This is a genomic window from Candidatus Frackibacter sp. WG13 (assembly GCF_900114655.1).
Taxonomy (GTDB): domain Bacteria; phylum Bacillota; class Halanaerobiia; order Halobacteroidales; family Acetohalobiaceae; genus Frackibacter.
On record NZ_FOTT01000017.1, the window covers coordinates 26,995 to 51,035 of the forward strand.

The following is a 24,041-nucleotide window of genomic DNA, read 5'->3' on the forward strand; positions in this document are numbered from 1 at the left end:
ATGTAACTCCTTTCCTGAATTTAATTTGTCTAAGGTTTATTATAGTACTTTTGCTATTAATAATCAAACGTTTTATTATTAGTAAAGCATATAAAGAAGAATTAATATAAAATAGTATATTTTCAATAGAATATATAGTTTGAATTAATTAATATTATTTGTTACAATATAGTTAGTAATCATTACTAATATTAGTAATTTTAGAACTGAAGCTTAGAAACTTTCTTAGGGAAGCAGGTGGGAAAAATGATTAGAGTGTTAGGAATTAAAGGGAGTCCAAGAGTTAAAAGTAATAGCAATTTAATGCTAGATAAAGTAGTAGAAGGTATTAAAGATACTAGTAAAGAACCTGATATCAAGATTATTTCACCGACTAAGATGGATATTAGTCCATGTCAGGGCTGTTATAATTGTGAGGAGAGTGGAGAATGTATCTTTAATGATGATATGGAAGAATTATATCAAGATTTTGATCAAGCGGATATTATATTAATTTCTACGCCAGTATTTTTTAATGGAGTTTCGGCTCAGTTAAAGACAATGATTGATAGATGTCAGGCAATTTGGAGTAGTAAGTATAGGGCTAAAGGATCTATTATTGATAGAGATAAGAAAAGGTTTGGTTTTCTTTTGGGTTCTGGAGGAGCTCCTGCTTATGAAGGGCAGTTTAAAGGGATTTATAAAGTAATTGATATGTTCTTTAAAGTAACTAATACTGAGTGGAGAGGGGAATTATTGATTTCTAATAGTGATGAAGTGCCTATAAAGGAAAGAAGTCATGTTTTAGAAGAAGCCTATGGAATAGGTAAGGAATTAGTTTGTGATTTTAATTAGTTTAGGGGTGGGGATATGATTAAGTCTGCTAATTTAGAAGAAGAATATTTTGTAGTCTTAACTTTTAATTATAGTGATTTAAAGCCAGTCTTAGAAATTCAAAAAGCTATAGCAGAACATTATAATTTATATAAAAGGGAGGAATATCCTGAGCTTCATATAACAATAGATAGGATCAAAAAAGATTCTTTTATTGAAGCGAAGAAGGTTTTAGAGAAAGTAGTTGATGATGCTAAGAAAATTCAAGTTAAAGTTACTGATTTTAAATGTTTTCAATTAAGTAATAATTCCTTAACATTGCAAGTTGATAAAACAGAAGGATTAAAGAAGTTAAGTAATAAAATTCATGATAGATTAGGTAAAAATGGGATTTCTACTATTGACAAATATAATCAGTGGAATTTTCACATAACTCTTGTTAGTAACCATTTTGTAGAGACTTCTATTCCTAATGTTGATTTTGATAAGCTTTGTTACTTACTTGAGGGTAAAGAATATTCTTTATGTACTTCAGTTAAAGCAGTAGAAATTTGGCGTCCAGTACTTGATCCTAATAAAAAACAAGTTGCTTCTTTTGAACTATCTTAAGCAGATTTACTCAAAGGCTTGACAAAGATATTATGTTTAGATATAATACTAATAGTAATTGTTACTATTAGATGAGAGTGGTTATTGATTACATATCCTAAAATTCAAGGAGGTAAATAATTATGGATAAGTATCGTTGTGTAGTTTGTGATTATGTCTATGACCCTGCAGAGGGTGATGCAGACGCAGGAGTAGAACCAGGAACAGCTTTTGAAGATTTACCTGAGGATTGGGTTTGTCCGCTTTGTCATGTTGGTAAGGATCAATTTGATAAAGAAGAGTAAAAAGGAGGCGGTCACATATGCAAATAAGAGAAATTTTCAAATGTAATGTTTGTGGTAATGTAGTAGAATTATTACAGGCAGGAGCACCAGCCTTAGTCTGTTGTGGACAAGATATGGAGAAATTAGAGGCTCAAACAGAAGATGCTGCTAATGAAAAACATGTTCCTATTGTTAAAGAAGTTAATAGTGGCATTGAGGTTACAGTAGGAAGCACATTGCATCCAATGGAAGAGGACCATTTAATTAGGTTTATTGAAGTACTGACTGAAGATAAAGTGTTGAGAACAGAATTGGAAGCAGGTCAGAAACCGATAGCCAAATTTAATATTGATAAGTCGGAAGTAGTAGAGGTTAGAGAGTTTTGTAACGTGCATGGTCTTTGGAAAGTATAATATTATTGAGTTTAAAATAAATTTTAAGAGGTGATATTTATGTCAAAATTAAAAGGAACAGAAACTGAAAAGAACTTATTAAAAGCTTTTGCTGGTGAGTCTCAAGCTAGAAATAGATATGATTATTTTGCTTCTAAAGCTAAAAAAGAGGGCTATGTACAGATTGCTGATATCTTCAAAGAAACTGCTAGAAACGAAAAAGAACATGCTAAAAGACTATTTAAGTTTTTAGAAGGTGGCGAGGTAGAAGTAACTGCTTCTTTTCCAGCAGGAGTAATCGGTACTACAGCAGAGAACTTAGAAGCATCTGCTGGTGGAGAAAACCATGAATATACTGAAATGTATCCTGAATTTGCTGAAGTAGCTGAAGATGAAGGTTTTGAAGAGGTTGCTGAGGTATTTAGAAGTATTGCTCAAGCAGAGGAAGCCCATGAAGAAAGATTCTTAACTTTACTTAATAATATCAAAGAAGGTAAAGTATTTGAACGAGAAGAAGAGGTAACATGGAAATGTGGCAACTGCGGTTATGTTTATGAGGGTAAAGAAGCTGTTGATAAGTGTCCAGCTTGTGCTCATCCTAAGAAATATTTTCAATTACGAGACGAAAATTATTAATTAAGTCTATATTAAGGATAATTGAATAATCTTTGTTAATAGGAGGCTTTCTATATATGGAGTCTCCTATTAACTTTTTATGTTACCCAACACAACGAGTTAGTTTTAATAAAGCAGAGTTCTTAGATTAATTCTTTTTTAGATAAAATATACAGAATGACAAAGCCAATAACTATAAATAAGATAGTTAAGATACTTTGCAAGGATAGACTCATATCTTTTCATCTCCTTTAATAATAGTATTTACTTTTTTAGCGAAGAATAATCATACAGCTAAAGAAGATTGAAATGAGAGGGACCATGACTATAACTGCAGTTATTGAAGTAACTATTCAGACATTTTTGGCCTTCTTTTCTATCCTATTCTTCACTAGACTCTTAGGTAAACAGCAGATTGCCCAATTAAGTTTTCACGATTATGTTAATGGTATTACGTTTGGGTCTATTGCAGCAGTCTTAGCTACAGATTTATCCCAACGTACTTGGCAGCATTTAATCGGTCTATTTCTTTTTGCTTTATTAACCTTCCTGATGGAATGGATTACGATTAAAAGTCGTAAAGCTCGTAAGGTGATTGAAGGTGAACCATTAGTCTTAGTTCATAATGGTAAAATATTAGAGGATAATATGAAAAAAGCACGTTTTAACTTAAAAGAACTAGCTGCTCAATTACGAAAAAATAATCTTTTTGATGTAGACCAAGTTGAATATGCTATTCTAGAAACCGATGGCAGCTTAAGTGTAATGCCTAAGCCAGAATATAGATCTCTTACTCCCCAAGATATGGGACTGAGTTTTGCTCCCGAAGCGATTCCGGCGACAATTATTATTGAAGGAAAATTATTAACTCCTAACCTTAAACAACATAACTTAAATCGCGTTTGGATAAAAGAACAGTTACAAAGCCACGGAGTTGATGATATTCAAGATGTATTCATGGCTTCCTATGACCCTAGTAAGCAAAAACTGTACATTGACCTTTATGATGATGAGTTAGGTAAAGATAAGGTTGATATTAGTGAAGAAATGAATTAATACTAAGGGTCAATTGACCCTTAGTATTAATTCATTTTTATGAATCTGTATCTTTACCTTTAGCAGGAGATAGAGATTTGCTGATTTCTACTAATTCTTTAGCCCTTTCACTTTGATAATCAATTGTCATCCATCCAAATAAAGCAGGCATACTCTGTGGCGGTGGTGAACCCATTTCGCGTTCTGGGTCATGATTTACTTTTTTATCAACCATTTTACTTCCCTCCTTACATTTTTCATAGTATAACCTTTTATTTGGTTTATAATTCTACTATTATGTGATATAATGATTGCTGGTTTTAATGACATAATTAAGAAAGGAGGAAGTAATCAAATGGCCCAACAGAAGATTTTGCTTTTAGTTACTTTGATTGGAGAAATATTATTAAAGAATGGAGCTGAAACCTATCGGGTTGAGGAAACAGTTAGAAAGATAGGTGAGGCATATGAATTTGTTAAAACCGAAGTTTTTGCCTTGCCCACTGGAATCTTCATCTCTTTGGAAGATAAAGAGGGTAACTCTTGGACAAGAATCAAACGGATTAAGTATCAGACTACAAATTTACAAAAAGTATCTTTAATAAATGATCTTTCAAGACAGATTACAGCTAAAAAAATTAACTTAGATCAGGCTTGGTTGAAATTAGAAGCAATTAATGAAACTAAAAGTAGTTATTCAAGTCTTACATTTTATTTAGCTGGAGGCATTGGTAGTCTAACTTTCGCTTACATAGTAGCTGGTGTAGGGTGGGAGTTACTTCCTACATTTTTAGGAGCTTTATTGCTACAGTTTTGGATGCGACATAGCAATATTAATAAATTTATGGCCGAAGTTGTAGGTGGTATTATAGCAGCGGTAGTAGGTGTTAGTACTAAATTTTTATTTCCAGAGCTAGATGCTAATTCTATTATCTTAGGAATTGTTATTCTATTAGTACCAGGAGTAGCAGTTACTAATGCTGCCCGTGATATCATTGCTGGAGATTCTTTATCAGGAATTGTTAGAGGAATGAATGCTTTACTTACAGCTTTAGCAATTGCCTTAGGCGTAGCTTCAATCTTAGGAGTAACAATTTTAATTTAAATGAGGTGAGAATAGATGATACTTGATAGTTTAGCAGTATTTTTAGCTACAATCTGTTTTGGGGTTATCTTTAAATTGCCTAAACGGACTCTATTTAATAGTGGCCTAGCAGGATTATTAGGCTGGGGCGGTTATAACTTAGCATTAAACTATACAAATAATCAAATCTTTGCTAGTTTTTTAGGAGTAGTGGTTATTACCACTGTTGCTGAAATTAGTGCTAGATTATTAAAAGAACCAGCTACTTTATTTATAGTAGCTGGAATCATTCCCCTAGTTCCCGGTAGTCAGGCTTATTTTACTATGTTAAATTTAGTCAAAAAAGATTACCAAGCAGTCATAGAAACTGGAATTGAGACTCTATTAATTGCAGGTGCAATTTCTGCTGGAATAATCTTTGTAGGTGTCTTAGCTAGATTAAGAACAAATGAATCAAATTTGCAATAATAAGTAATTAAATTTAATATGCTCGTTTATTTTTTAATAGCTCTCATATCTCTTTGATTATTCTTTCAGAGATATGAGAGCTATTATTTTTTTATTCTTTATGGGTATAATAAGATTGATTTAAAAGTAAAAATAGCTTCAGAATTGAGGTTTTCGCATAATTCTAAAGTTTGCATAAATAACTAAAAGAGAAATAATAAATCTAATTCTATATAATTAGGAGGCATAATAATGGAAACTAAAGATGTCTTAGCTTCAGGGCTAACTTATGAAGATGAAATAAGATATATGAATTTAAGTCCTTTTGAGGTGACAAATATCTTAAGGAAGATAGCACAAGATGGCTGTGAAAGATTGAAGGCACAAGGTAAAGATTGTAGAGTCTTAAATGCTGGGCGAGGAAATCCAAACTTTCTTAATATAATAGGACGAAAAGCTTTTGCCAAACTTATGTTATTTGCTACTGAATTGGCAGCTAATGGTCAAGATTTAGGCTGGAGACCAGAAAGAAGGGATATCGCTAGAAAATTTAAAGCTTATCTGGCTGCTGATCGAAGTAAAGAAACTTTCTTTTTAAAGGAAGCGATTGATTATGCAGAAGAAGAGATTGGGTTAGATGTAGATGAATTTGTTTTTGAATTAGTCGATGCTGCTTTAGGTGATTTTTATCCAGACCCACCCAGAATCTATCCTAATACAGGTGAAATAGTAAGAACCTATCTTGATGATATCCTTATAGCAGATGATAAATCAAAAGATAAATTCGATATTTTTGCAACTGAAGGAGCAACCGAGGCAATGGTCTACTCCTTTAAGTCATTAAGAAGAAATCATCTTCTTAAAGCAGATGATCGAATTGCTACTGTTACCCCTATCTTTGCTCCTTACTTAGAGATCCCTAGTTTAAACGATTACGACCTAGTCAATATCGAAATTAAGCAGTCTGAAGCATTAGAATGGCAGATTCCGAGTGAAGAGCTTAAAAAATTAGAAGACGAAAGGATTAAAGTGCTATATTTAGTCAATCCTACTAACCCCACTTCAGTAGCTATATCTAGTAATACTATTGAAAAGATTGCAAAGTTAGTTAGAGATCAAAGACAAGACTTAATTATCTTAACTGACACAGTTTATGCTACTTTTGTCGATAATTTTTATTCATTAATTGATGCTATCCCTGAAAATACATTATGTATATACTCTTATTCGAAGTATTTTGGAGTAACAGGGTGGCGTTTGGGGGTAATTATGCTTAATAAAGATAATGTAATTGATCGTTTAATCAGTGAACTACCTAATGATGTAAAAGAAGAGTTAAACGAACGCTATGGCATCATCACTCCTGAACCAGAAAAGATAAAGTTCATAGATCGATTAGAGATGGATAGTCGTGAAGTAGCCCTTGCTCATACCGGAGGACTCTCTGGACCACAACAAGCTATTATGTGTATCTTCTCATTATTTAATTTAATCGATAAAGAGAGAGTATATAAGAGTTTAGTTACTGAGACATTAGAGCGACGTATCAAAAATTTGTATGCTAGTTTTCCCGAAGATTATTCTTATTTAAAAGGCTCTAATAAGACTCATTATTATGCTTTAATTAATATCGCTATATTAGCTAAAGAACGATATAATGAAGAATTTGCTAATTACTTAACAGAAAACTTTTTAGCTCTTGACTTTCTTATTAAATTAGCAGCAGAAAAAGCAATTTTATGTTTACCAGGAGCAGGATTTTCAGGCCCTGAGTGGACATTGCGTGTTTCATTAGCCAATTTAAATGATCAAGACTACTTAATCATTGGTCAAGCGATAATTGAAGTCTTAGATGAGTATTATGATTATTATCAAGGAAATGAATAGTTATATGCAATAAAAACGTATCATAAGTATAATATTTACATAAAATTAAGATAATAGTAATGCGGGGAGTTAAAAGTTTAGGTCAAGGCTAAGTTAAGATGAGGGAGGGGAAAATTATGAACCAAGCAGAAGAGACTATTAAGCTTTATGAGGAAAGTATCAATCCAGCATTAGCTAGACTCTTTAGATTTATGGGATTAGATAGTATTGAAGTCAGAGCTGAGGGAATGAGGATTAAAGATGCGAAAGGGCGCGAGTATATTGATTGTTTAGGTGGTTATGGAAGCCTTAACTTTGGTCATAGCCCAAGGGAGATAGTAGATGTGGTTAAAGATCAACTAGATAGGATGTCACTTTCTAGTAAGATTCTCTTTAATCATCAGTTAGCTGATTTTGCATCTGAATTAACTGAAGTAACACCAGGTGACCTGCAATATTCATTCGTATGTAATAGTGGTACAGAAGCAGTAGAAGGAGCATTAAAATTAGCAAGGTTATATACTGGAGAGAATGAGATAATTTCAACAGTTAATTCTTTTCATGGTAAGAGTATGGGGGCTTTAAGTGCTACTGGGAGAGAACAGTATAAAGAACCATTCGGTCCATTAATACCAGAATTTAAACATATTCCTTTTGGCGATTTGAAATCTTTTCTTAAAGCAATTACTCCTCGAACGGCGGCAATAATTTTGGAACCTTTACAAGGGGAAGGAGGAATCGTTCTACCTCCATCCGGATACTTAAAAGGAGTTAGAGAAATCTGTAATCAAAAAGATATTGTTATGATCGTTGATGAGGTTCAAACCGGACTAGGAAGAACCGGAACTAACTTTGCAGTAGAAGCAGAAGAGGTAGTGCCTGATATAATGACTTTAGCTAAGTCATTAGGTGGGGGAGTAATGCCGGTAGGAGCTTTAATTGCAAGACCACATATTTGGGAGCCATTTATTGAATCACCATTAGTACATACATCTACTTTTGGTGGCAATCCTTTAGCAGCGGTTGCTGGTAAGAAAGCATTAGAAATTCTACAACGTGATAATTTAGCATCTAGAGCTAAAGAGGTTGGTGAATTACTGATTGGTAAGCTTAAAGAGTTAAGAGATAAATATCCAGAACTAATTAAAGAAGTCAGAGGGAAGGGCTTAATGATCGGTATAGAGTTAATGAATGAAGGTTTGGGTGGCATGTTAATTTCTGAATTAACGAATCGACGCCTTTTAGCTGCATACACCTTAAACCAACCAAAAGTAATTAGGGTTGAACCACCACTCATTATTAGTGAATCTGACATAAGAGAAGTAATAGATATCTTTGACGATGCTTTAGCAGCGGTAGCTAATCTCAACTCTATGGAAGCAAGTATAAGTTAGGAGGATATAAAGATGCCTTATGTAGAAAGTTCGATTATAATCAATGGAGATCCAGATGAGATTTATGAATTAGCTAAGGATATGGAAAGTTACCCACAATTTATGAAGGATGTAGTTAGTGTAGATGTGATTAAGAGAGAAAATAACCAAACAATCACTGCTTGGGTAACTGATATTGATGGAAGAAAATTAGCATGGAAAGAAAGAGATACATTTAATCAGCAAAAGAAAAAAATTCATTATGAACAGATTGAAGGAGATCTTAAAAAGTTCACTGGTGAATGGAGATTTGTAAAGGAAGCTAAAAAGACGAAAGTAACTTTAACTGTTGATTTTGAATTTGGTATCCCTATGTTAGCACCCATATTAAATCCTATTTTGAAAAAGAAAGTAGAAGCTAACAGTAAATCAATGTTAGAAGCTATGAAAGATAAGATGGAAAAGGGAGAGATAGCGGTTAGCTAAATATTTTGGTTATTATTTGCTTCTTTATTACATAGATTGTTAGTAGGATAAATTTAAAGGAGCAGGTAATATGAGTTCTATGGTATCAAAGTTTAAAAAAATTAAAGATAATTTAACCTCATCACCGGCCTATCAAGCAATTATTTATGGTGGTAATCAAATTGGGTTGCAACTAGCAGATCAATTAACGAAGTTAGGCCGCGATGTAGTAATTATTGATGAAGATGATAGAGTGTTAAGGCAAGCTCAAGAAAAAGTAGATGTAATGGCTTTAGCAGGCAGTGGAGTAGATATAGCGACCCTTAAACAAGCTGGGATATCTAAAACTAAGTTAATGATAGCAGTATCTAATAATGATGAAAAGAATATTTTAACTTCTATTTATGCCAATAAATTAGGAGTGGATGAGATTGTAGCCAAGATTAATGACTATCATGCTTTAAATAAGAGCAACTCTGTATTTAGTGAAAATTTAGGGATTGATTTAATAGTTAATCCTTGTCAAATAGTAGTAGAGCAGATTAAAGATTTAATTAGACCAACCATGAAGACAGAGATTGAAAGCTTTGTTGACGGAAGAGTTCAACTTTCAGAAGTGATGATTTCTCATCGTAGTCCTTTCGCTTTCAATCATATAGCTCAGATAGACCTTCCACCACAAACAATAATCATCTCTCTTTTAAGAAGAAATCGTTTATTCATTCCCCATGGCGAGCATAAAATTTACCCAGGAGATACAGTTTATATCTTGGGTAAAAAAGTATTTAGAGCTAAGTTAGGTCAGTTACTTAGTAAATCACAGAATAATAAAGAGAAGATAGTCTTAGCTGGCGGAAGTAATATTAATTATCAGTTAGCAAAAGTTTTTAAGCGGAATCAAGCTATTTTAAGTCTAATTGAAGAAGATGAAGCTAGGTGTGAAGAGTTGGTAGAAGATCTTTCAGATATCTTAATCCTACATGGTAAGCCGACTAATATAGATTTATTAAAAGAAGAAGGAATAGACCAAGCCGATATCTTTGTAGCAGCTGGGGATAAAGATGAAGCCAATCTTTTAAGTGGCTTAGCAGCAAAAAAATTAGGTAGTAAGAAGGTTATTGCTATCGTTAATAGCTTAGAATATAGTTATTTTAGTGAAATTGTTAATGTCGATACAATTCTTAGTCCTCAGGTCTTAGTTCTAGAAAGAATTTTAGACTTTTTACATCAGGGACAAGTAGAATCTGAAAGCATCTTAAATGGTCAGATGCGTCTAGTACGCGTAGATGTACCGAAAAAGTTTGCTAGAAAAGGAATGGAAATAAAAGACTTAAATAACTCTTCTGATTTAATTATCGGTATAGTGATTCGTGGCAAAGAATTAATTATTCCAGATGGGGATTTAGAATTTAAAGAAGATGATCAATTATTAATCTTTACTCTATCAGCTAAGAGCGATCTACAACGAGATCTGTTTGGTAATTATTAAGGAGCGAATTAGATGAGACTTAAGATTGTCTTTAATATGTTAGGGAAATTACTGATATTTGTTGGTCTGTCTATGTTCTTACCTTTATTAGTAGCTTTATATTATCGTGAAATGGACGCCGTATCCTTCTTAGTTTCTATGGGCTTGACTGTGAGTATAGGCAAGATAATGCAACGTTTTTCTTTTTCGCAACAAGAGATTAGACACCGTGAAGGATTTGCAATTGTAACTTTAGGTTGGATCTTAATCTCAATCTTTGGATCAATTCCTTTTATGCTATCTGGAGTTTTTGATAATTTTATTGATGCTTTTTTCGAAAGTGTAAGTGGTTTTACTACCACTGGAGCCACGGTAATCATGTCTTTAGAGAGCTTATCACATAGCATCCTATTTTGGCGGAGTCTCAGTCATTGGTTAGGTGGAATGGGGATTATTGTAATGTCAATTGCTATTTTACCAGAATTAGCTGGGTCTATGCAGTTATTTAAGGCTGAAGTACCAGGACCAGTTCATGATCGACTAAGACCTCGAATCAAGGAGACCGCTAAGACTTTATGGGTGATCTATTTATTACTAACAGTATCACAAATTATTCTCCTGTTTGTAAATGATGTACCTTTATTTGAAGCAGTTATTCATTCCTTTGGTACAGTTTCAACCGGTGGTTTCTCATCTCGAACTTTGAGTGTTAGGGCTTATGATAGCTTGATTATTGATGGTATTATGGTCTTCTTTATGTTCTTAGCAGGAACTAACTTTACACTTCATTATCAGGTTTTGAGAGGAAATATTAAGGCTTTATTTAATAATAAAGAATTTAGATTCTATGTCTTCTTGGTAACAACAGCAATTATTTTAATCACTATTAATTTACGATTGCAGGTTTATAAGACGATAGTAGAGTCAATACGTTATGCTGCTTTTCAGACTCTGTCTATTATTAGTACTGCCGGTTTTGCTACAGTAAATTATGATATTTGGCCGCCTTTTTCAAGAGGTATCTTATTAGTATTAATGTTCATTGGTGGCTCGGCTGGGTCAACAGCAGGTGGTATTAAGGTGATAAGAATCTATGCCTTAATGAAGAAAGGGTTTCAAGAACTATATAAATTAATTCATCCGCGGGCAGTAACTTCCTTAAAGATAGGAAATCGAGCCGTTTCTGAGGAAGTATCAACTAGCATTTTAGGTTTCTTCTTTCTATATATTATAGTCTTTGTAGTAGCAGCTATTACTTTGACTTCATTTGGTATAGATATAGTTAGTTCGATTTCGGCAGTGGCAGCTACTCTTGGTAATATTGGACCAGGACTAGGCTTGATTGGGCCTTTAAAGACTTATGTACCTTTACCAATAACAGGTAAATTGCTGTTGTCGTTTTGTATGTTACTAGGACGGTTAGAAATTTATACAGTATTAGTCTTTATGTTATCAGGGTTTTGGCGAAAATAACGGGTTTATTAAGTAAAAAGTCTAATATCTCCTTCCTGAATAGAACTTTTAAACTTGGAAATAATAAGTAAAAGTCAGATTATAGGAGGAGTTATGCTAGAACCTAATGATAAAATAAGTAGCTATCAATTATTTATGCTCATTGTAGGAGTAGTGATTGGAGTAGGGGTTGTAAGTTTACCTAGACCTGCTGCTAAAGCAGCAATGCAGAATGGTTGGGTTCTACCATTAATCGGTGGTGTAGTTGTTATTATAGATTCTTATTTTATAATTAAATTAGGCCAAGCATTTCCAAAACAGAACTTTATTGAATATAGCGAAAAGATTGTGGGGAAGTTCTTGGGTAAGTTATTATCTCTTGGCTTACTATTCTATTTTTTATTATTGACTAGCACAATATTACCAATTTTTTCTTTAGGAATTCAACCTTTATTACTTAATAAGACTCCTACTGAGGTAGTATATATTACTATGCTAAGCTTGTTGTTATATATTGCTAGACATGGTATAGAGCCAATTGCTAGATTGAATCAAATCTTAACTCCAGTAGCAATCATAGTTCTTTTGGTCTTATTAGCAGCGGTAACGACAAATCCACATATAGATTATGGTCAATTACAGCCGGTATTAACTGATATACCAATTACAGGATTATTTAAAGAGGCACTATTAGGACCAGGATTTTTTGCCTTCTTAGGAATTGAATCACTTTATATTATTTTTCCGTATTTAAATAAAGAAACGCAGGCTAAAAGTTTTAAAGTTGTAACTTTAGCTTTAATATTTATAATTTTAACTTATTCTGTAGTTGTTTTACTATCTATAGCCCATTTTGGAGCAGAAGGTACACAAATGTTTGTTTTCCCGACCTTAACATTAATTCGGGAGATTCAGTTACCATTCTTTGAACGAATAATCGCTGCTTTTTTGGCGGGATGGCTAGTTGCTGGTTTCACTACAACGATGATTATTGTTTATGCGGGAGCCGGTTTAGGTTTAGCAAGTTTTTTAAATTTTAGAGAACCTAAGTTTTTAATTCCGTTAGCTATTATTCCACCTTATTTTATAGGATTAATTCCACAAAATATTATTCAAGTCTTTAAATTTAGTGATATAGTCAATTATTTTGGAGTAGTTTATTTATTGATATTGCCCCCAGTTCTATTTGGGATTTATAAATTGAGGAATATCTAAAGAATGGTAATTTAGCACTTAAATAATGTGAATTTTTTCATTTACAAATTATGTAATATGTGGTATAATGTATGTGTAGTGAAATGAAATAATTGAGAAAAGGTGGTATAGGAGTGAAGGAACGAGGAATATTTAATGAAATAATCTCTATTCTTGAAGAGCTAAAGGAATTGTATAATCAGGCCGATGACCGGAGATGTCAGTTATTTATTGAGCTTAAAATAAAAGAAATCTACTACAAAGCATTAACTAACGAAAAACATGAATTAGCTAAGATGAGCTATAAGATTTATCAAGACTTAGTTCAAGAACCGATTAACGAAGAAAAAATAGTATTAAATTAAGACTCTACTAAATTTATTAGTAGAGTCTTTCTATTATATTAGGTAATTATAAATTTTATTTAACTATCCATTCTCGACTAAATTATATTTTTTGTAAAATAAGCAGGAAAAAGATTGATTTTATAGAAGTTTAACTAAAGGAAGCAAAGTTAATATTAATTATAGTAATTAATATTGTGCTTAATGGGAATAATAATTCTAGGTGCGTTAATTTTGTAAGTATTGTTGATTATTAGAAAGGTGGTAGTTAAATATGTCAGAGGAAAGTGCTGTTAGAGTTACAATTGAAGGAAGAGTACAAGGAGTTGGGTATCGAACTTTTACTCATCAAAAAGCGACCCAGTTAGGAATTACAGGTTATATTAGAAATCTAGGTGGAAATGAAGTTGAGGTAGTTGCTGAAGGAGAGAAGGGTTCGTTAGAAGAATTAGTAGAATATTTAGAAGATGGTCCAGCACGAGCAGAGATTGAAGATGTCAATTTAGAATGGATTGATTATACTGGTGACTATATTCGTTTTGCAATTAAATACTAACCTTCCTATAAATAGGAAATATTTTCATAAAGTATAATTTCTAAATAGAATAAATATAAATTGGTTAGGGGAGTAGAAGTAGGAGGAATTACAAATGAATATAGCTAACCGCTTAACCTTCAGCAGAATTTTATTTATCCCTATATTTTTATTTGCTTTTTTTGTGCAGTTTAAGTATCATCTATTGATTGCCGGAATTATATTTTTCTTATCGGGATTAACTGATCTTTTTGATGGTTACATAGCTAGGACTTATAATCAAGTTTCTGAATTAGGGAGATTGCTGGACCCTTTAGCTGATAAATTAACAATGATTGCGGTTTTTATTGCCTTGGCTGTTAATCAATTAATTCCAATTTGGATTTTAATTGTAGTAATTACTAGGGAATTTATTATCTTGTTTGGTGCTATTTTAGTTTATTTAAACAAAGCAGACATAATTAGTCCTAGTAAGTTTGGTAAATACGCTACTTTTTTTCTTTACGTTACGGCTTTTGCTTATATAATTAAATGGCGATTATTCCAGTATGCTACTGTATTAGCTATACCGTTTACAGTGATTTCTGGAGTCGATTACTGCATAAAAGCATATAATAATTTTTCAAATGGGTAGATTATTTTACTTCTATCCATTTTTTTATGCTTGTTATTTCTAAAAAATTCTATTTAAAACAAAATAATGAAGGTGATTTACTTCTTAAGCGAGAAGTAAATATGTAGACAATAACTTTTAAATATGTTGGAGGTGCAATGATGTCTGAGGCATATGATTTAACAGAAGTAATGACGATTTCGGACATGGCTTATACTATTCTTAAACAGAACCAAAATCCTTTACATTATAAAGAAATATTTGATGAAATTAGTAATGTGAAGCAGGTTAAGAATTCTGGTTCGGTTCAGTCTTGCATTTATGCACAAGAACCGTTTATTAGGATGGGTGATGGTTATTGGGGATTGACAGAATGGTTATTAAATGGATTGAGTTTTATTTACGTTTTAAGTCCTTTGGAGTATGAGAGGGGTGTTTTACGAGTAGACTATGATCATGAAATCTATTTTCCTGGTTATATTAAAAAGAGCGAAGCAAAGTTTAAGATACAAAATCGTGAACACAAAATCATTCGTAAAAACACACAGACTTTTATGGTAGAAGACCTTTATGAGATAGAAGAGATAGAACCTAATGACAAACTAGTAATTGAGATTTTAGATATTGATAATTTAGAATATAAAATATATAAGTGGGATGAAGTAGTATCAGAATTAAAAGATAGAAGAGATAATTTCGATAAGAAAGTACGTGAGTTAGCATTTCAAGTTTTAAAAGAACAACGAGGAATTATGAGTAGTGCGAGGATATTAGAACAGATACTAATTAAAACTTTAGATAATGAAGATAATAATGACTTTAGAATATTACCATTACCACCTATATCAGAAATTATAAGTGATGACCGCCGTTTTAAAGAAAGATTGCCAGGGATGTTTACTCTTAATTTATAATTTTATGTTGAAAAAGCAGGAGTCTTTAATTTAGTGTAGAATAGTAATAGCTAGCAGAAGAGAATAGCAATTTTTAGTAGAATATTAAATTTGAGGAGGAAAAAGCGTGGGCTGTAAAAATGCTTTAGATTTAAGTAAGGAAAGCTTGCGATGTGATTATTTGAACAAGCTTAATTTTACTAAAAATCTTTTAATTGATCTATTGCCTGAAGACCAACAAATCAGGTTAAAGATGAAATCGCTACATTCTACACTAGAACGCATCATTAATTTATTAAAGGTAGAAAAAGAAGGGCAGGATTTTGATCAGGCTTATGAAATTATTGCTGAAGGTGATGATATTTTAGAGTTTATTTATCTTGCAGCTGAAAATGAGATTTACATAAAGGTGAAAGAACGTTTTCAGTTAAATCCAGATTATTCATGGGAGCTATTCAATAAAGTTTATAAGAAACTACATAATATTTCTGATCAAATTCAGAATCTATCTGAGATTAATAATAATGATGTTTCTGAAATTCAGAAGGCATTGATGCAAGTTGCTATTATATTTAATAATAATTTAAATAAAGATTTAAGGGAAGATAAGTATTTAGCCCGCCGTTTAAATGCTATTTATCATTTTGTTCGAGGAGAATTAAATGAATCTCTACATATAAAAGGGAATCAAGTAGATACTGAATGGAATATATTACAAAAAGCTAAGAACGAATATGAACGAGCTTTAGAATATGATAATAATTTAATTAAAGCTAGGGATAAGTTAGCAGAAATTAAAAAATCAATAGTTTAAGTTAATTAAAAGTCTAGTCATTAATGACTAGACTTTTAATATGGGATAAAACTAAGCGAAAAAATTCATTATTAAGCAGGAATTTCCTTTTATGTCTTGAAATATAGTTAATGGAAACTATGTCATAGAAGACATAACGTTTCTGTTACTAGGAGGTGATAAAATAGTTTGGAGCCTAAGATAAAGATGTGGCTAGAGGTAGATGGTGAAGTAGTCTTTGGAGCGGGACGACTATGTCTATTAGAGAGTATTGATCGTTTAGGCTCAATCAATAAGGCAGCTCAAGATTTAAATATGTCTTATCGAGCAGCTTGGGGGAAGATTAAAGCTAGTGAAGAAAGATTAGGTATTAAATTAGTAGAGACAAAGGTTGGTGGAAGTAGCGGAGGGGGGACCCAATTAACTTCTAAAGCTAAAGGAATCATAGAAAGATATAAAGACTATGAGAATTTAGTTAACAAACATGCTAAGGAAATATTTGATGAAAATTTCACAGGGGAACTTTAATTTTTTATGTTTTGATACTAAGTCCCAATTTATATTATTTAATTTAATGTCGTTATGTCTAATAAGACATTGCGAAAAATAGGAGGTTAAAATAATGAATTTTATGAATAATAAGAAGAAGTTAATATTGGTATTAGTTTTAACTGTATTAGTTAGTAGTTTTTCTTTTGTAGTAGTAGAGGCTAAAAGTGGTGACAGATTAATCTTGGCAACAACAACGAGTACTGAAAATTCAGGCTTATTAAACGAATTGTTGCCACCTTTTGAAGAAAAGTTCGGGGTTAGAGTAGATGTAGTATCTGTAGGTACAGGTAAGGCAATTAGATTAGCTGAGAATGGTGATGCAGATGTTATATTGGTTCATGCTCGAAAAGCAGAAGATAAGTTTGTTAATGAAGGATATGGTGTTAATCGGCGTAGTGTAATGTATAATGATTTCATTATTTTAGGACCTAAGTCTGATCCAGCGGGGATTAAAGGGATGCAAGATGTGACTAAGGCTTTTCAAAAGATAGCAGAAAGCAATAGTGAATTTGTTTCACGAGGTGATGACTCTGGTACAAATAAGAAAGAATTGTCTATCTGGAAGAAAGCAGGAATTAAACCAGATGATAGTTGGTATCTTGAAACTGGTCAAGGAATGGGAGCGAGTATAAATGTCGCTAATGAAAAGCAAGCTTATATTTTAGCAGACAGAGGAACATATTTAGCTTATAAAGGAAAGATTGATTTGGCAATAGTAACAGAAGGAGATCCATTATTATATAACCCTTATGGAATTATTCCAGTTAACCCAGCACTTTATTCACATGTTAATTACCAGTTAGCTATGTCCTTAGTAGGTTATATTACTTCTCAGCAAGGACAGGGTATTATAAATGATTATACTAAATACGGTAAAAAATTATTTAAACCGTTAGCTATTAAACCAGGTAATTTAGAGTAGTTTAGAGTAATTTAGGAGGAGAAAAGATATGGGATATATATGGGGAGGAATTAAACAAGCAATAGCGCTAATAATTCAGTTAGATCCAGAAGTGGTAGAGATAGTATGGACTTCAGTTAAATTATCAACTATTTCTACTTTATTAGCTTCTATTATTGGGATACCAGGTGGAATAGCAGTTAGCAAGATAGACTTCAAAGGTAAGTATTTATTTGACACTATATTGAATACTTTATTAAGTCTACCAACAGTAGTAGTTGGTTTAGCTGTATATTCTTTAATTTCATACCGGGGGCCTTTAGGGCAACTGGAGCTTTTATTTACTGGGAAAGGGATTATTTTAGGACAGGTTATCTTAATCCTACCGATTATAGTAGCTTTAGTAAGAAATGCTATTCATGAAATAGATGATAGAATATATGACACAGCCATATCTTTAGGAGCAACCGGAACTCAGAGGTTCCGGTTGCTCATCTCTGAAGCAAGGTATGGAATTATGGGAGCAGTTGTTGCTGGTTATGGGAGAGTTATAGGTGAAGTAGGAGTTTCCATGATGTTAGGTGGTAATATTAGACGAGTAACGAGAACGATTACTACAGCAATTGCTTTAGAAACTAATAAAGGTCGCTTTAGCTTTGGGATAGCCTTAGGGTTAATCTTATTATCGATTTCATTCATAGTTAACTTTTTAATTTATTATTTACAGACAGGTGATAAAGAATGAAAAAGAAAGAAATAATTTTAAAAGCAGAAAATGTAACCAAATATTATGGTCAAGAGAAAGTATTAGATATTGAACAATTTAACCTTTATCAAAATGCTTTTAATTTTCTTTTAGGTGCTAATGGTAGTGGGAAGACAACTTTATTAAGGATTTTAAGTCTAGTAGATAAAGATTATAATGGACAATTAAGTTATTGCGGCAAAGAGATTAATAAGCAAGAATCGGAACTATTAAATTTGAGAAGAAAATTCTCTGTTATCTGGCAAGAGCCTTATCTGTACAATAAATCAGTAGCTGATAATATTGGTTTACCACTAAAATTAAGAAAAAAGTCTAAAAATTGCATTAAGAACAAGGTTGCAGAATTAGCAAAAGAATTAAAGATTAGCCATTTATTAGATAAAAACAGCAAGCAATTATCCGGAGGAGAAAAACAAAAAGTTTCTATTGCTAGAGCACTGATTACTGAACCAGAAATTCTTTTTATAGATGAACCTACTACTAATCTTGATTATAAAAGTAATCAATTTTTTAATGAACTTTTTACTAAATTAGTAGCAAAAGGAGTAACAATTCTATTAATAACTCATGATTTATATCAAATTGAGAAATTAGCAGAATATATAACTATTTTAAAGCAAGGAAAGATAGTTATTAATGAGCACAAAGAACAGGTGTTGAATGAAGGGGAACTAGAGGGGAATAATATTATTGGTCAAAAGTTAGTCTTTGCATAATAAAACTATTATTGGGTAGGTTATTAAATAATATATTTATGATTAAAGCACAAAAGGGTTATTTAAAAGAAGGAATTATATAATTTTTAACGAAAGACTGAAAGAAAGAAGAAATAAATATAGTATAGGAGCATAATATTATGGAACTAATAACCTATCAAGAGACTTTAAATAAAGAATCTGTAGTCTATGTTGATGTTAGATCGCCGGGGGAGTTTGAAGAGTCTACAATCCCAGGAGCAGTCAATATTCCGGCTTATAATAATCAAGAAAGATCTCAAATTGGAAAAGTATATACTCAGCAGAGTCCAGCAGCAGCTAAGATGTTAGGAGTAGAGTTAATAGCTCCTAAATTGCCTAAATTAGTAAAGCAGATTAAAAAATTAGCTAAAGAATATAAATATGTAGTTCTTTTTTGTGCTAGAGGAGGACTTAGGAGCGAAAGTGTCGGTGTAGTTAGCGAATTACTAGGAATGAAGTTATATAAATTAGAAGGTGGCTATAAGAATTATCGTCATTATATTTTAAATCAGTTAGAAAACTATAATTTTAAGAGTAAACTATTGGTTATTCATGGCTATACTGGAGTTGGTAAGACAGATATACTTAAAGAATTAAAGAAAGAAGGAGTACCAGTCATTGACTTAGAGGGACTAGCTAATCATCGTGGTTCAGCATTTGGTGATATTGGTTTAGGAGAACCAACTAATCAGAAATATTTTGATTCATTGTTGTGGGAAAAATTAGATGAATTAAAGAATGAAGAATTAATTGCGATTGAGGCTGAAAGTAAACGAGTTGGAATGTCAGTGCTACCAGATTTCCTATTAGAAGCAATGGATGTGGGAGAGCATATATTAGTTAGGAGTTCATTAGAAAGAAGAGTTAATCGACTTCATAATGAGTATGTAGCAAGTTATAATAGTCAACCTCAAGAATTTATAAATAAAATATTAGAATCTTTAGATTCTATTAAAAAATATATAATAAAGAGAATCGGGAAAAATGGATATAAAGAGTTAGTTAATTATGCTAAAGAAGAGCAGTTAAAAGAGGTAATTAGAATTCTCTTAACCGAATACTATGATCCAATGTATAAATACTCGCAGGAGCAATGGGGAGATTTTTCTCTGACGATTAAATCAGATGAATTACAAGAGATAACTGTAGAAATAATTGAATATATCGATGATTTTGCTCTTTAGAATATGAGAAGGGAGCAGATAATTTTGCAAAAAAAATTGCTAAAAGAAAAGTTTATTGGCGCATTAGTTGGTACTTTTGTCGGTGATGCTTTAGGTATGGCGGTGGAAGGTTATAGCTTAGAACGTATTAAAGCTGATTATGGGCAGATTGATCACATGTTAGAAGCAAGGTTAGGTTCTGGAACTTATACTGATGATACAGAAATGATGATCGGTGTAGCAGAATCTTTGGCTAGTGTTGGTGGGTTTGATGGAGAAGATATGGCAAATAGGTTTATCGATAACTTTAATTTAGATCGCGGTTATGGTGGTGGAACTATTCAAGCTTTAAATAATATTAAAGCAGGTACCTCATGGCAAGAAGCAGGTAAGCATATCTTTGGTAATGGATCATTTGGGAATGGTTCAGCTATGCGGGTAGCTCCTATTGGTCTCTATTATTATGATAAATACGAGGAATTAAAAGCAAAAGCTAAAAAATCAAGCTTAATTACCCATGCTCATCCTTTAGGGAAACTTGGAGCCGCCTTACAGGCTTTAGTTGTCGGCTATGTTATTAATCAAGATCCTAGGCAAAATTTATCACAAGGGGATTGCTTAAAATTTTTGGCGAATACTTTAGAGATAGAAGATACCGAGTTTAGTCATAAGCTAAAAATAACCAAAGAACTTTTAGCTAATAAACCAAAGCCAGAAGAGGTAGCAAGAAAATTAGGTAATGATACTAGAGTATTTAGCTCTGTACCAACTGCTATCTATTCCTTTTTGGCTAATGTTAATAGTTTTAGCGAGGCAGTTATGTATGCCATAACTTTAGGTGGGGATACAGATACATTAGGTGCAATGACCGGAGCAATAGCCGGAGCGTATCATGGTTTAAATGCTATTCCACAAAAGTGGCTCAAATCTTTAGAGAATAAGGAGAAAGGGTTGGATTACGTTATTGAATTAGGTGAAAAATTGTTTGAATTAAAATAATTATAAATGAATTTCATAATTAAGTGAATTCCACAATTAAATTTCAGGCATAATTAATTATACAAAATCCTTAGTTATATTTTTATTAAAAGAACTCATTGATGAGTTCTTTTTTTTATTTCTATTTCGTATAATATAATAGGTCCAATAGGCATTAAAATATATGCTTAGAGCATCGAGACTTACTTATAGTGAATAAATCTTTTTTAGGTTATGGAGGATTAATTAATGATCTTTATTAAGAACAAGATAGTTTCTAGTATGGCATTATTAAGGATAATTTCCGGAGTGATTGAGTTTACAGCTGCATTATTGATGTTAAAGTTTAATTCAGTAGAAAGAGCTATGCAGTTAAACTCAGTATTAGCTATAGTAGGACCTACTGTCTTAGTATTAGTAACAACATTAGGATTAATCGGGATTGCTGATAAAATTTCAATCTTAAACTTTATAATTATTGGCTCTGGTGTAGCTCTCATTTTATTGGGGATTAAGATTTGAATTGTATTAAAAAAGAATTAAATAAAATTTTGAGATAAGGAGTGATTAGTAATGGAGACAAAAGACCTACAAAATGGCTGGGAAGTAGATATTAACTTCCCATTACAAGGACGCAAATTAAAACCTCGTGACATTGGATTAACTATGATGTTGGATAAGGGGTTAGGATTACGTCAGACTGAAGATCTATTAGAATTAGCAGCTGATTATATTGATTTTCATAAATTAAGTTTTGGGACTTCAGCTCTTTATCAACCAGAAATTTTGCAGAAGAAGATAGAATTAGTAACCTCATATGGTATAGATATTTATCCAGGCGGGACATATTTAGAGATAGCAGTTACTCAAGGAAAGTTAGAACAATATCTAACTAGAGCTAAAGAGTTAGGATTTACAGCTGTCGAAGTTTCAGATGGAACGATAGAGTTAACTTCTAATTTGCGTTCAGCAATCATTAGGCAAGCTGCTGAATATGATTTTAAAGTTTTAAGTGAAGTAGGTAAGAAAGATAAGAATAAGAAATTTAGATTATCGAAGATAGTTAAAAAATTAAAGCAAGATATAGATGATGGAGCTTATAAAGTTATAATCGAAGCTAGAGAATCAGGAAAAGGAATTTCAATTTATGACGAAGAAGGTGATATTGATGAATTTAAAATGGAGCAATTATTGTTAGGGGCCTATGACCAGGGTGATATTATTTGGGAGGCTCCACTTAAGAAGCAACAAGTGATGTTCATCAATACATTAGGGCCAAATGTTAACTTAGGAAATATATCTCCAGATGAAATTTTAGCTTTGGAATCATTACGAGTAGGTGTTAGAGGAGATACATTTAAGACAGCACTTTTACAAGAAGATAAGAGGATAGGGGTGGAATCAAAATAAATGAAGGTAGATGTAGTATTAAATGCAAATCAAATAGTGAAAGAAAGAATAAAAGATAAATTAATAATTGCAATAGATACTTTTAGAGCAACTACTACAATCATAACTGCCCTGGCTAATGGTGCTAAAGAAGTAATTCCAGTTGAGAATAGTGCGAAGGCATTAAATTATCGTAGGTTAAGTCAAGATATAATTTTAGCTGGGGAACGCAATGGTAAAAAGATCTCTCAATTAGATTTAGGTAATTCTCCTTTAAGCTATAATAAAGAGATAATCAAAGATAAGAAGATAGTCTTAACTACTACTAATGGAACCAAGCTTTTATTAAATTTGATAGGAGCTAAGAAGGTATATATAGCAGCATTCATAAACTTAATGGCTGCAGCTAAAAGAGTGCTTAAAGAAGACGAAATAATAATATGTTGTGCTGGTATGCGGGGAGATTTTTCTTTAGAAGACTTTATGACCGCCGGAGGTTTAGTGCATAAATTAAAAGAATTAGATATAGATTTAGAATTAACAGATGGAAGCTTAGCTGCTTATCAGAGTTATCTAATGAATAAAGATGATTTGATTAAGGTACTAAGCCAAAGTAGAAATGGAAGCCGGTTAATCTCTTTAGGTAAAGAAGGAGACGTCAATTATGCACTAAAAGAGAATCTGTTTGATTTAGTTCCTATTTATAAAAAAGGTAGAATAATTATTTAAAAAGTAAATTTTAAAGAGGTGTAGAGGTTGGGAAATGGCTATATATTAATCTTTATTATCTTTTTTTTAGGTATCTTAGCTAAATCTAATATACTTTCATTAGCAGCAGTTATCCTATTTTTGTTAAAAGTTTTAAAACTTAAATTGGTCTTTCCTATTTTAGAGAAGCAAGGGTTAGATTTAGGGCTGTTATTCTTGATCCTGGCAGTCCTAGCGCCTTTAGTTACTGATGTAAAAGCTTTAACAGACTTGGTAAATATTTTTAAGTCTCCATTAGGCCTTTTAGCTTTAACAGGTGGTTTATTAGCTACTAAATTAAATGGAATGGGGCTTAATTTATTAGAAAATCAGCCCCAATTAATTGTAGGAATGGTTATTGGGTCTTTAATTGGAATTATATTTTTAGACGGTATACCGGTAGGTCCATTGATGGCCGGTGGCATTACTGCATTCTTTTTGAGAATAGTACAGATTATTATTAGTTAAAGGGGCGGTTAGGCTTGATTATTAGTTTTTGGTTTTTGATAGTTGGAATCTTAATCTGGCTTATAATTAAGCATCCAATTAAACAT

The 24,041-nt window shown here is 32.2% G+C and carries 30 protein-coding genes; 29 read left to right on the forward strand and 1 reads right to left on the reverse strand.

Annotated features, from left to right (window positions below; genetic code table 11):
- Positions 1 to 246: 246 nt before the first annotated feature.
- The 6 genes from BM077_RS09510 (at position 247) to BM077_RS09535 (ending at position 3,748) form a co-directional block, all read left to right on the forward strand.
- Complete coding sequence (locus BM077_RS09510) at positions 247 to 834, forward strand: flavodoxin family protein (protein ID WP_089749763.1); 588 nt, start codon at positions 247 to 249, stop codon at positions 832 to 834.
- A 15-nt stretch (positions 835 to 849) separates the two neighbouring features.
- Complete coding sequence (locus BM077_RS09515) at positions 850 to 1,422, forward strand: 2'-5' RNA ligase family protein (RefSeq protein WP_089749761.1); 573 nt, start codon at positions 850 to 852, stop codon at positions 1,420 to 1,422.
- Between the two features lie 122 nt (positions 1,423 to 1,544).
- The gene (rd, locus tag BM077_RS09520; RefSeq protein WP_089749759.1) at positions 1,545 to 1,706 is read left to right on the forward strand and encodes a rubredoxin; all 162 of its coding nucleotides are present in this window, start codon (positions 1,545 to 1,547) and stop codon (positions 1,704 to 1,706) included.
- A gap of 17 nt (positions 1,707 to 1,723) precedes the next feature.
- A complete protein-coding gene (locus tag BM077_RS09525; protein WP_089749757.1) occupies positions 1,724 to 2,098 on the forward strand; it encodes a desulfoferrodoxin in 375 nt (124 codons plus the stop codon).
- A 39-nt stretch (positions 2,099 to 2,137) separates the two neighbouring features.
- Positions 2,138 to 2,713, forward strand: a complete 576-nt coding sequence (rbr, locus tag BM077_RS09530; protein WP_089749756.1) for a rubrerythrin — start codon at positions 2,138 to 2,140, stop codon at positions 2,711 to 2,713.
- A 300-nt stretch (positions 2,714 to 3,013) separates the two neighbouring features.
- A complete protein-coding gene (locus BM077_RS09535) occupies positions 3,014 to 3,748 on the forward strand; it encodes a DUF421 domain-containing protein (RefSeq protein ID WP_089749754.1) in 735 nt (244 codons plus the stop codon).
- A 37-nt stretch (positions 3,749 to 3,785) separates the two neighbouring features.
- Here the strand turns inward: BM077_RS09535 and BM077_RS13755 are convergent, their stop codons facing one another.
- Positions 3,786 to 3,962 carry a hypothetical protein gene (locus BM077_RS13755; protein ID WP_177188346.1) on the reverse strand — a complete coding sequence of 59 codons (177 nt, stop codon included), beginning with the start codon at positions 3,960 to 3,962 and terminating at the stop codon, positions 3,786 to 3,788.
- Between the two features lie 120 nt (positions 3,963 to 4,082).
- Here BM077_RS13755 and BM077_RS09540 point away from each other — a divergent pair, with 120 nt between their 5' ends.
- The 23 genes from BM077_RS09540 (at position 4,083) to BM077_RS09650 (ending at position 23,955) form a co-directional block, all read left to right on the forward strand.
- Positions 4,083 to 4,832: a threonine/serine exporter family protein gene (locus BM077_RS09540; RefSeq protein WP_176941688.1), complete on the forward strand. Its 750-nt coding sequence runs from the start codon at positions 4,083 to 4,085 to the stop codon at positions 4,830 to 4,832.
- Between the two features lie 15 nt (positions 4,833 to 4,847).
- Positions 4,848 to 5,279: a threonine/serine exporter family protein gene (locus BM077_RS09545; protein ID WP_089749751.1), complete on the forward strand. Its 432-nt coding sequence runs from the start codon at positions 4,848 to 4,850 to the stop codon at positions 5,277 to 5,279.
- Positions 5,280 to 5,510: 231 nt separating this feature from the next.
- A complete protein-coding gene (locus tag BM077_RS09550) occupies positions 5,511 to 7,145 on the forward strand; it encodes a bifunctional aspartate transaminase/aspartate 4-decarboxylase (protein ID WP_090003517.1) in 1,635 nt (544 codons plus the stop codon).
- 116 nt (positions 7,146 to 7,261) lie between these two features.
- Positions 7,262 to 8,518, forward strand: a complete 1,257-nt coding sequence (locus BM077_RS09555) for an aspartate aminotransferase family protein (protein WP_089749747.1) — start codon at positions 7,262 to 7,264, stop codon at positions 8,516 to 8,518.
- 12 nt (positions 8,519 to 8,530) lie between these two features.
- Positions 8,531 to 8,983: a type II toxin-antitoxin system RatA family toxin gene (locus BM077_RS09560; protein WP_089749745.1), complete on the forward strand. Its 453-nt coding sequence runs from the start codon at positions 8,531 to 8,533 to the stop codon at positions 8,981 to 8,983.
- Positions 8,984 to 9,053: 70 nt separating this feature from the next.
- Positions 9,054 to 10,451, forward strand: coding sequence for a Trk system potassium transporter TrkA (trkA, locus tag BM077_RS09565; RefSeq protein ID WP_090095239.1), 1,398 nt, complete (start codon positions 9,054 to 9,056; stop codon positions 10,449 to 10,451).
- Between the two features lie 12 nt (positions 10,452 to 10,463).
- Positions 10,464 to 11,903 carry a TrkH family potassium uptake protein gene (locus tag BM077_RS09570; RefSeq protein ID WP_089749741.1) on the forward strand — a complete coding sequence of 480 codons (1,440 nt, stop codon included), beginning with the start codon at positions 10,464 to 10,466 and terminating at the stop codon, positions 11,901 to 11,903.
- Between the two features lie 93 nt (positions 11,904 to 11,996).
- Positions 11,997 to 13,097 carry a GerAB/ArcD/ProY family transporter gene (locus BM077_RS09575; protein WP_089749739.1) on the forward strand — a complete coding sequence of 367 codons (1,101 nt, stop codon included), beginning with the start codon at positions 11,997 to 11,999 and terminating at the stop codon, positions 13,095 to 13,097.
- Positions 13,098 to 13,210: 113 nt separating this feature from the next.
- On the forward strand, positions 13,211 to 13,441 hold the full coding sequence (locus BM077_RS09580; RefSeq protein WP_089749737.1) for a hypothetical protein: 231 nt from the start codon (positions 13,211 to 13,213) through the stop codon (positions 13,439 to 13,441).
- Positions 13,442 to 13,694: 253 nt separating this feature from the next.
- Entirely contained in the window at positions 13,695 to 13,976 is a 282-nt protein-coding gene (locus BM077_RS09585; protein WP_089749736.1) for an acylphosphatase, read from the forward strand.
- Positions 13,977 to 14,070: 94 nt separating this feature from the next.
- On the forward strand, positions 14,071 to 14,589 hold the full coding sequence (gene pgsA / locus BM077_RS09590) for a CDP-diacylglycerol--glycerol-3-phosphate 3-phosphatidyltransferase (protein ID WP_089749733.1): 519 nt from the start codon (positions 14,071 to 14,073) through the stop codon (positions 14,587 to 14,589).
- Between the two features lie 140 nt (positions 14,590 to 14,729).
- Positions 14,730 to 15,482: a winged helix-turn-helix domain-containing protein gene (locus tag BM077_RS09595; RefSeq protein WP_176941687.1), complete on the forward strand. Its 753-nt coding sequence runs from the start codon at positions 14,730 to 14,732 to the stop codon at positions 15,480 to 15,482.
- A gap of 106 nt (positions 15,483 to 15,588) precedes the next feature.
- On the forward strand, positions 15,589 to 16,275 hold the full coding sequence (locus BM077_RS09600) for a hypothetical protein (RefSeq protein ID WP_089749730.1): 687 nt from the start codon (positions 15,589 to 15,591) through the stop codon (positions 16,273 to 16,275).
- A 168-nt stretch (positions 16,276 to 16,443) separates the two neighbouring features.
- Positions 16,444 to 16,782 (forward strand): winged helix-turn-helix domain-containing protein, encoded by a 339-nt coding sequence (locus BM077_RS09605; RefSeq protein WP_089749728.1) that lies wholly within the window; start codon positions 16,444 to 16,446, stop codon positions 16,780 to 16,782.
- A gap of 103 nt (positions 16,783 to 16,885) precedes the next feature.
- Positions 16,886 to 17,728 (forward strand): ABC transporter substrate-binding protein, encoded by an 843-nt coding sequence (locus BM077_RS09610; protein WP_089749817.1) that lies wholly within the window; start codon positions 16,886 to 16,888, stop codon positions 17,726 to 17,728.
- A 28-nt stretch (positions 17,729 to 17,756) separates the two neighbouring features.
- Positions 17,757 to 18,452: an ABC transporter permease gene (locus BM077_RS09615; RefSeq protein ID WP_089749726.1), complete on the forward strand. Its 696-nt coding sequence runs from the start codon at positions 17,757 to 17,759 to the stop codon at positions 18,450 to 18,452.
- Positions 18,449 to 19,189, forward strand: a complete 741-nt coding sequence (locus BM077_RS09620) for an ABC transporter ATP-binding protein (RefSeq protein WP_089749724.1) — start codon at positions 18,449 to 18,451, stop codon at positions 19,187 to 19,189. The genes BM077_RS09615 and BM077_RS09620 overlap by 4 nt, the downstream gene beginning before the upstream one ends.
- 140 nt (positions 19,190 to 19,329) lie before the next feature.
- The gene (mnmH, locus tag BM077_RS09625) at positions 19,330 to 20,394 is read left to right on the forward strand and encodes a tRNA 2-selenouridine(34) synthase MnmH (RefSeq protein WP_089749722.1); all 1,065 of its coding nucleotides are present in this window, start codon (positions 19,330 to 19,332) and stop codon (positions 20,392 to 20,394) included.
- A gap of 24 nt (positions 20,395 to 20,418) precedes the next feature.
- On the forward strand, positions 20,419 to 21,372 hold the full coding sequence (locus BM077_RS09630; protein WP_176941686.1) for an ADP-ribosylglycohydrolase family protein: 954 nt from the start codon (positions 20,419 to 20,421) through the stop codon (positions 21,370 to 21,372).
- 228 nt (positions 21,373 to 21,600) lie between these two features.
- The gene (locus BM077_RS09635; RefSeq protein WP_089749719.1) at positions 21,601 to 21,873 is read left to right on the forward strand and encodes a YqhV family protein; all 273 of its coding nucleotides are present in this window, start codon (positions 21,601 to 21,603) and stop codon (positions 21,871 to 21,873) included.
- 51 nt (positions 21,874 to 21,924) lie between these two features.
- Positions 21,925 to 22,761 carry a phosphosulfolactate synthase gene (locus BM077_RS09640; protein WP_089749718.1) on the forward strand — a complete coding sequence of 279 codons (837 nt, stop codon included), beginning with the start codon at positions 21,925 to 21,927 and terminating at the stop codon, positions 22,759 to 22,761.
- A complete protein-coding gene (locus tag BM077_RS09645) occupies positions 22,762 to 23,469 on the forward strand; it encodes a 2-phosphosulfolactate phosphatase (protein ID WP_089749716.1) in 708 nt (235 codons plus the stop codon).
- A 27-nt stretch (positions 23,470 to 23,496) separates the two neighbouring features.
- Positions 23,497 to 23,955, forward strand: coding sequence for a DUF441 family protein (locus tag BM077_RS09650; protein ID WP_089749714.1), 459 nt, complete (start codon positions 23,497 to 23,499; stop codon positions 23,953 to 23,955).
- The last annotated feature ends 86 nt before the right edge of the window (positions 23,956 to 24,041 follow it).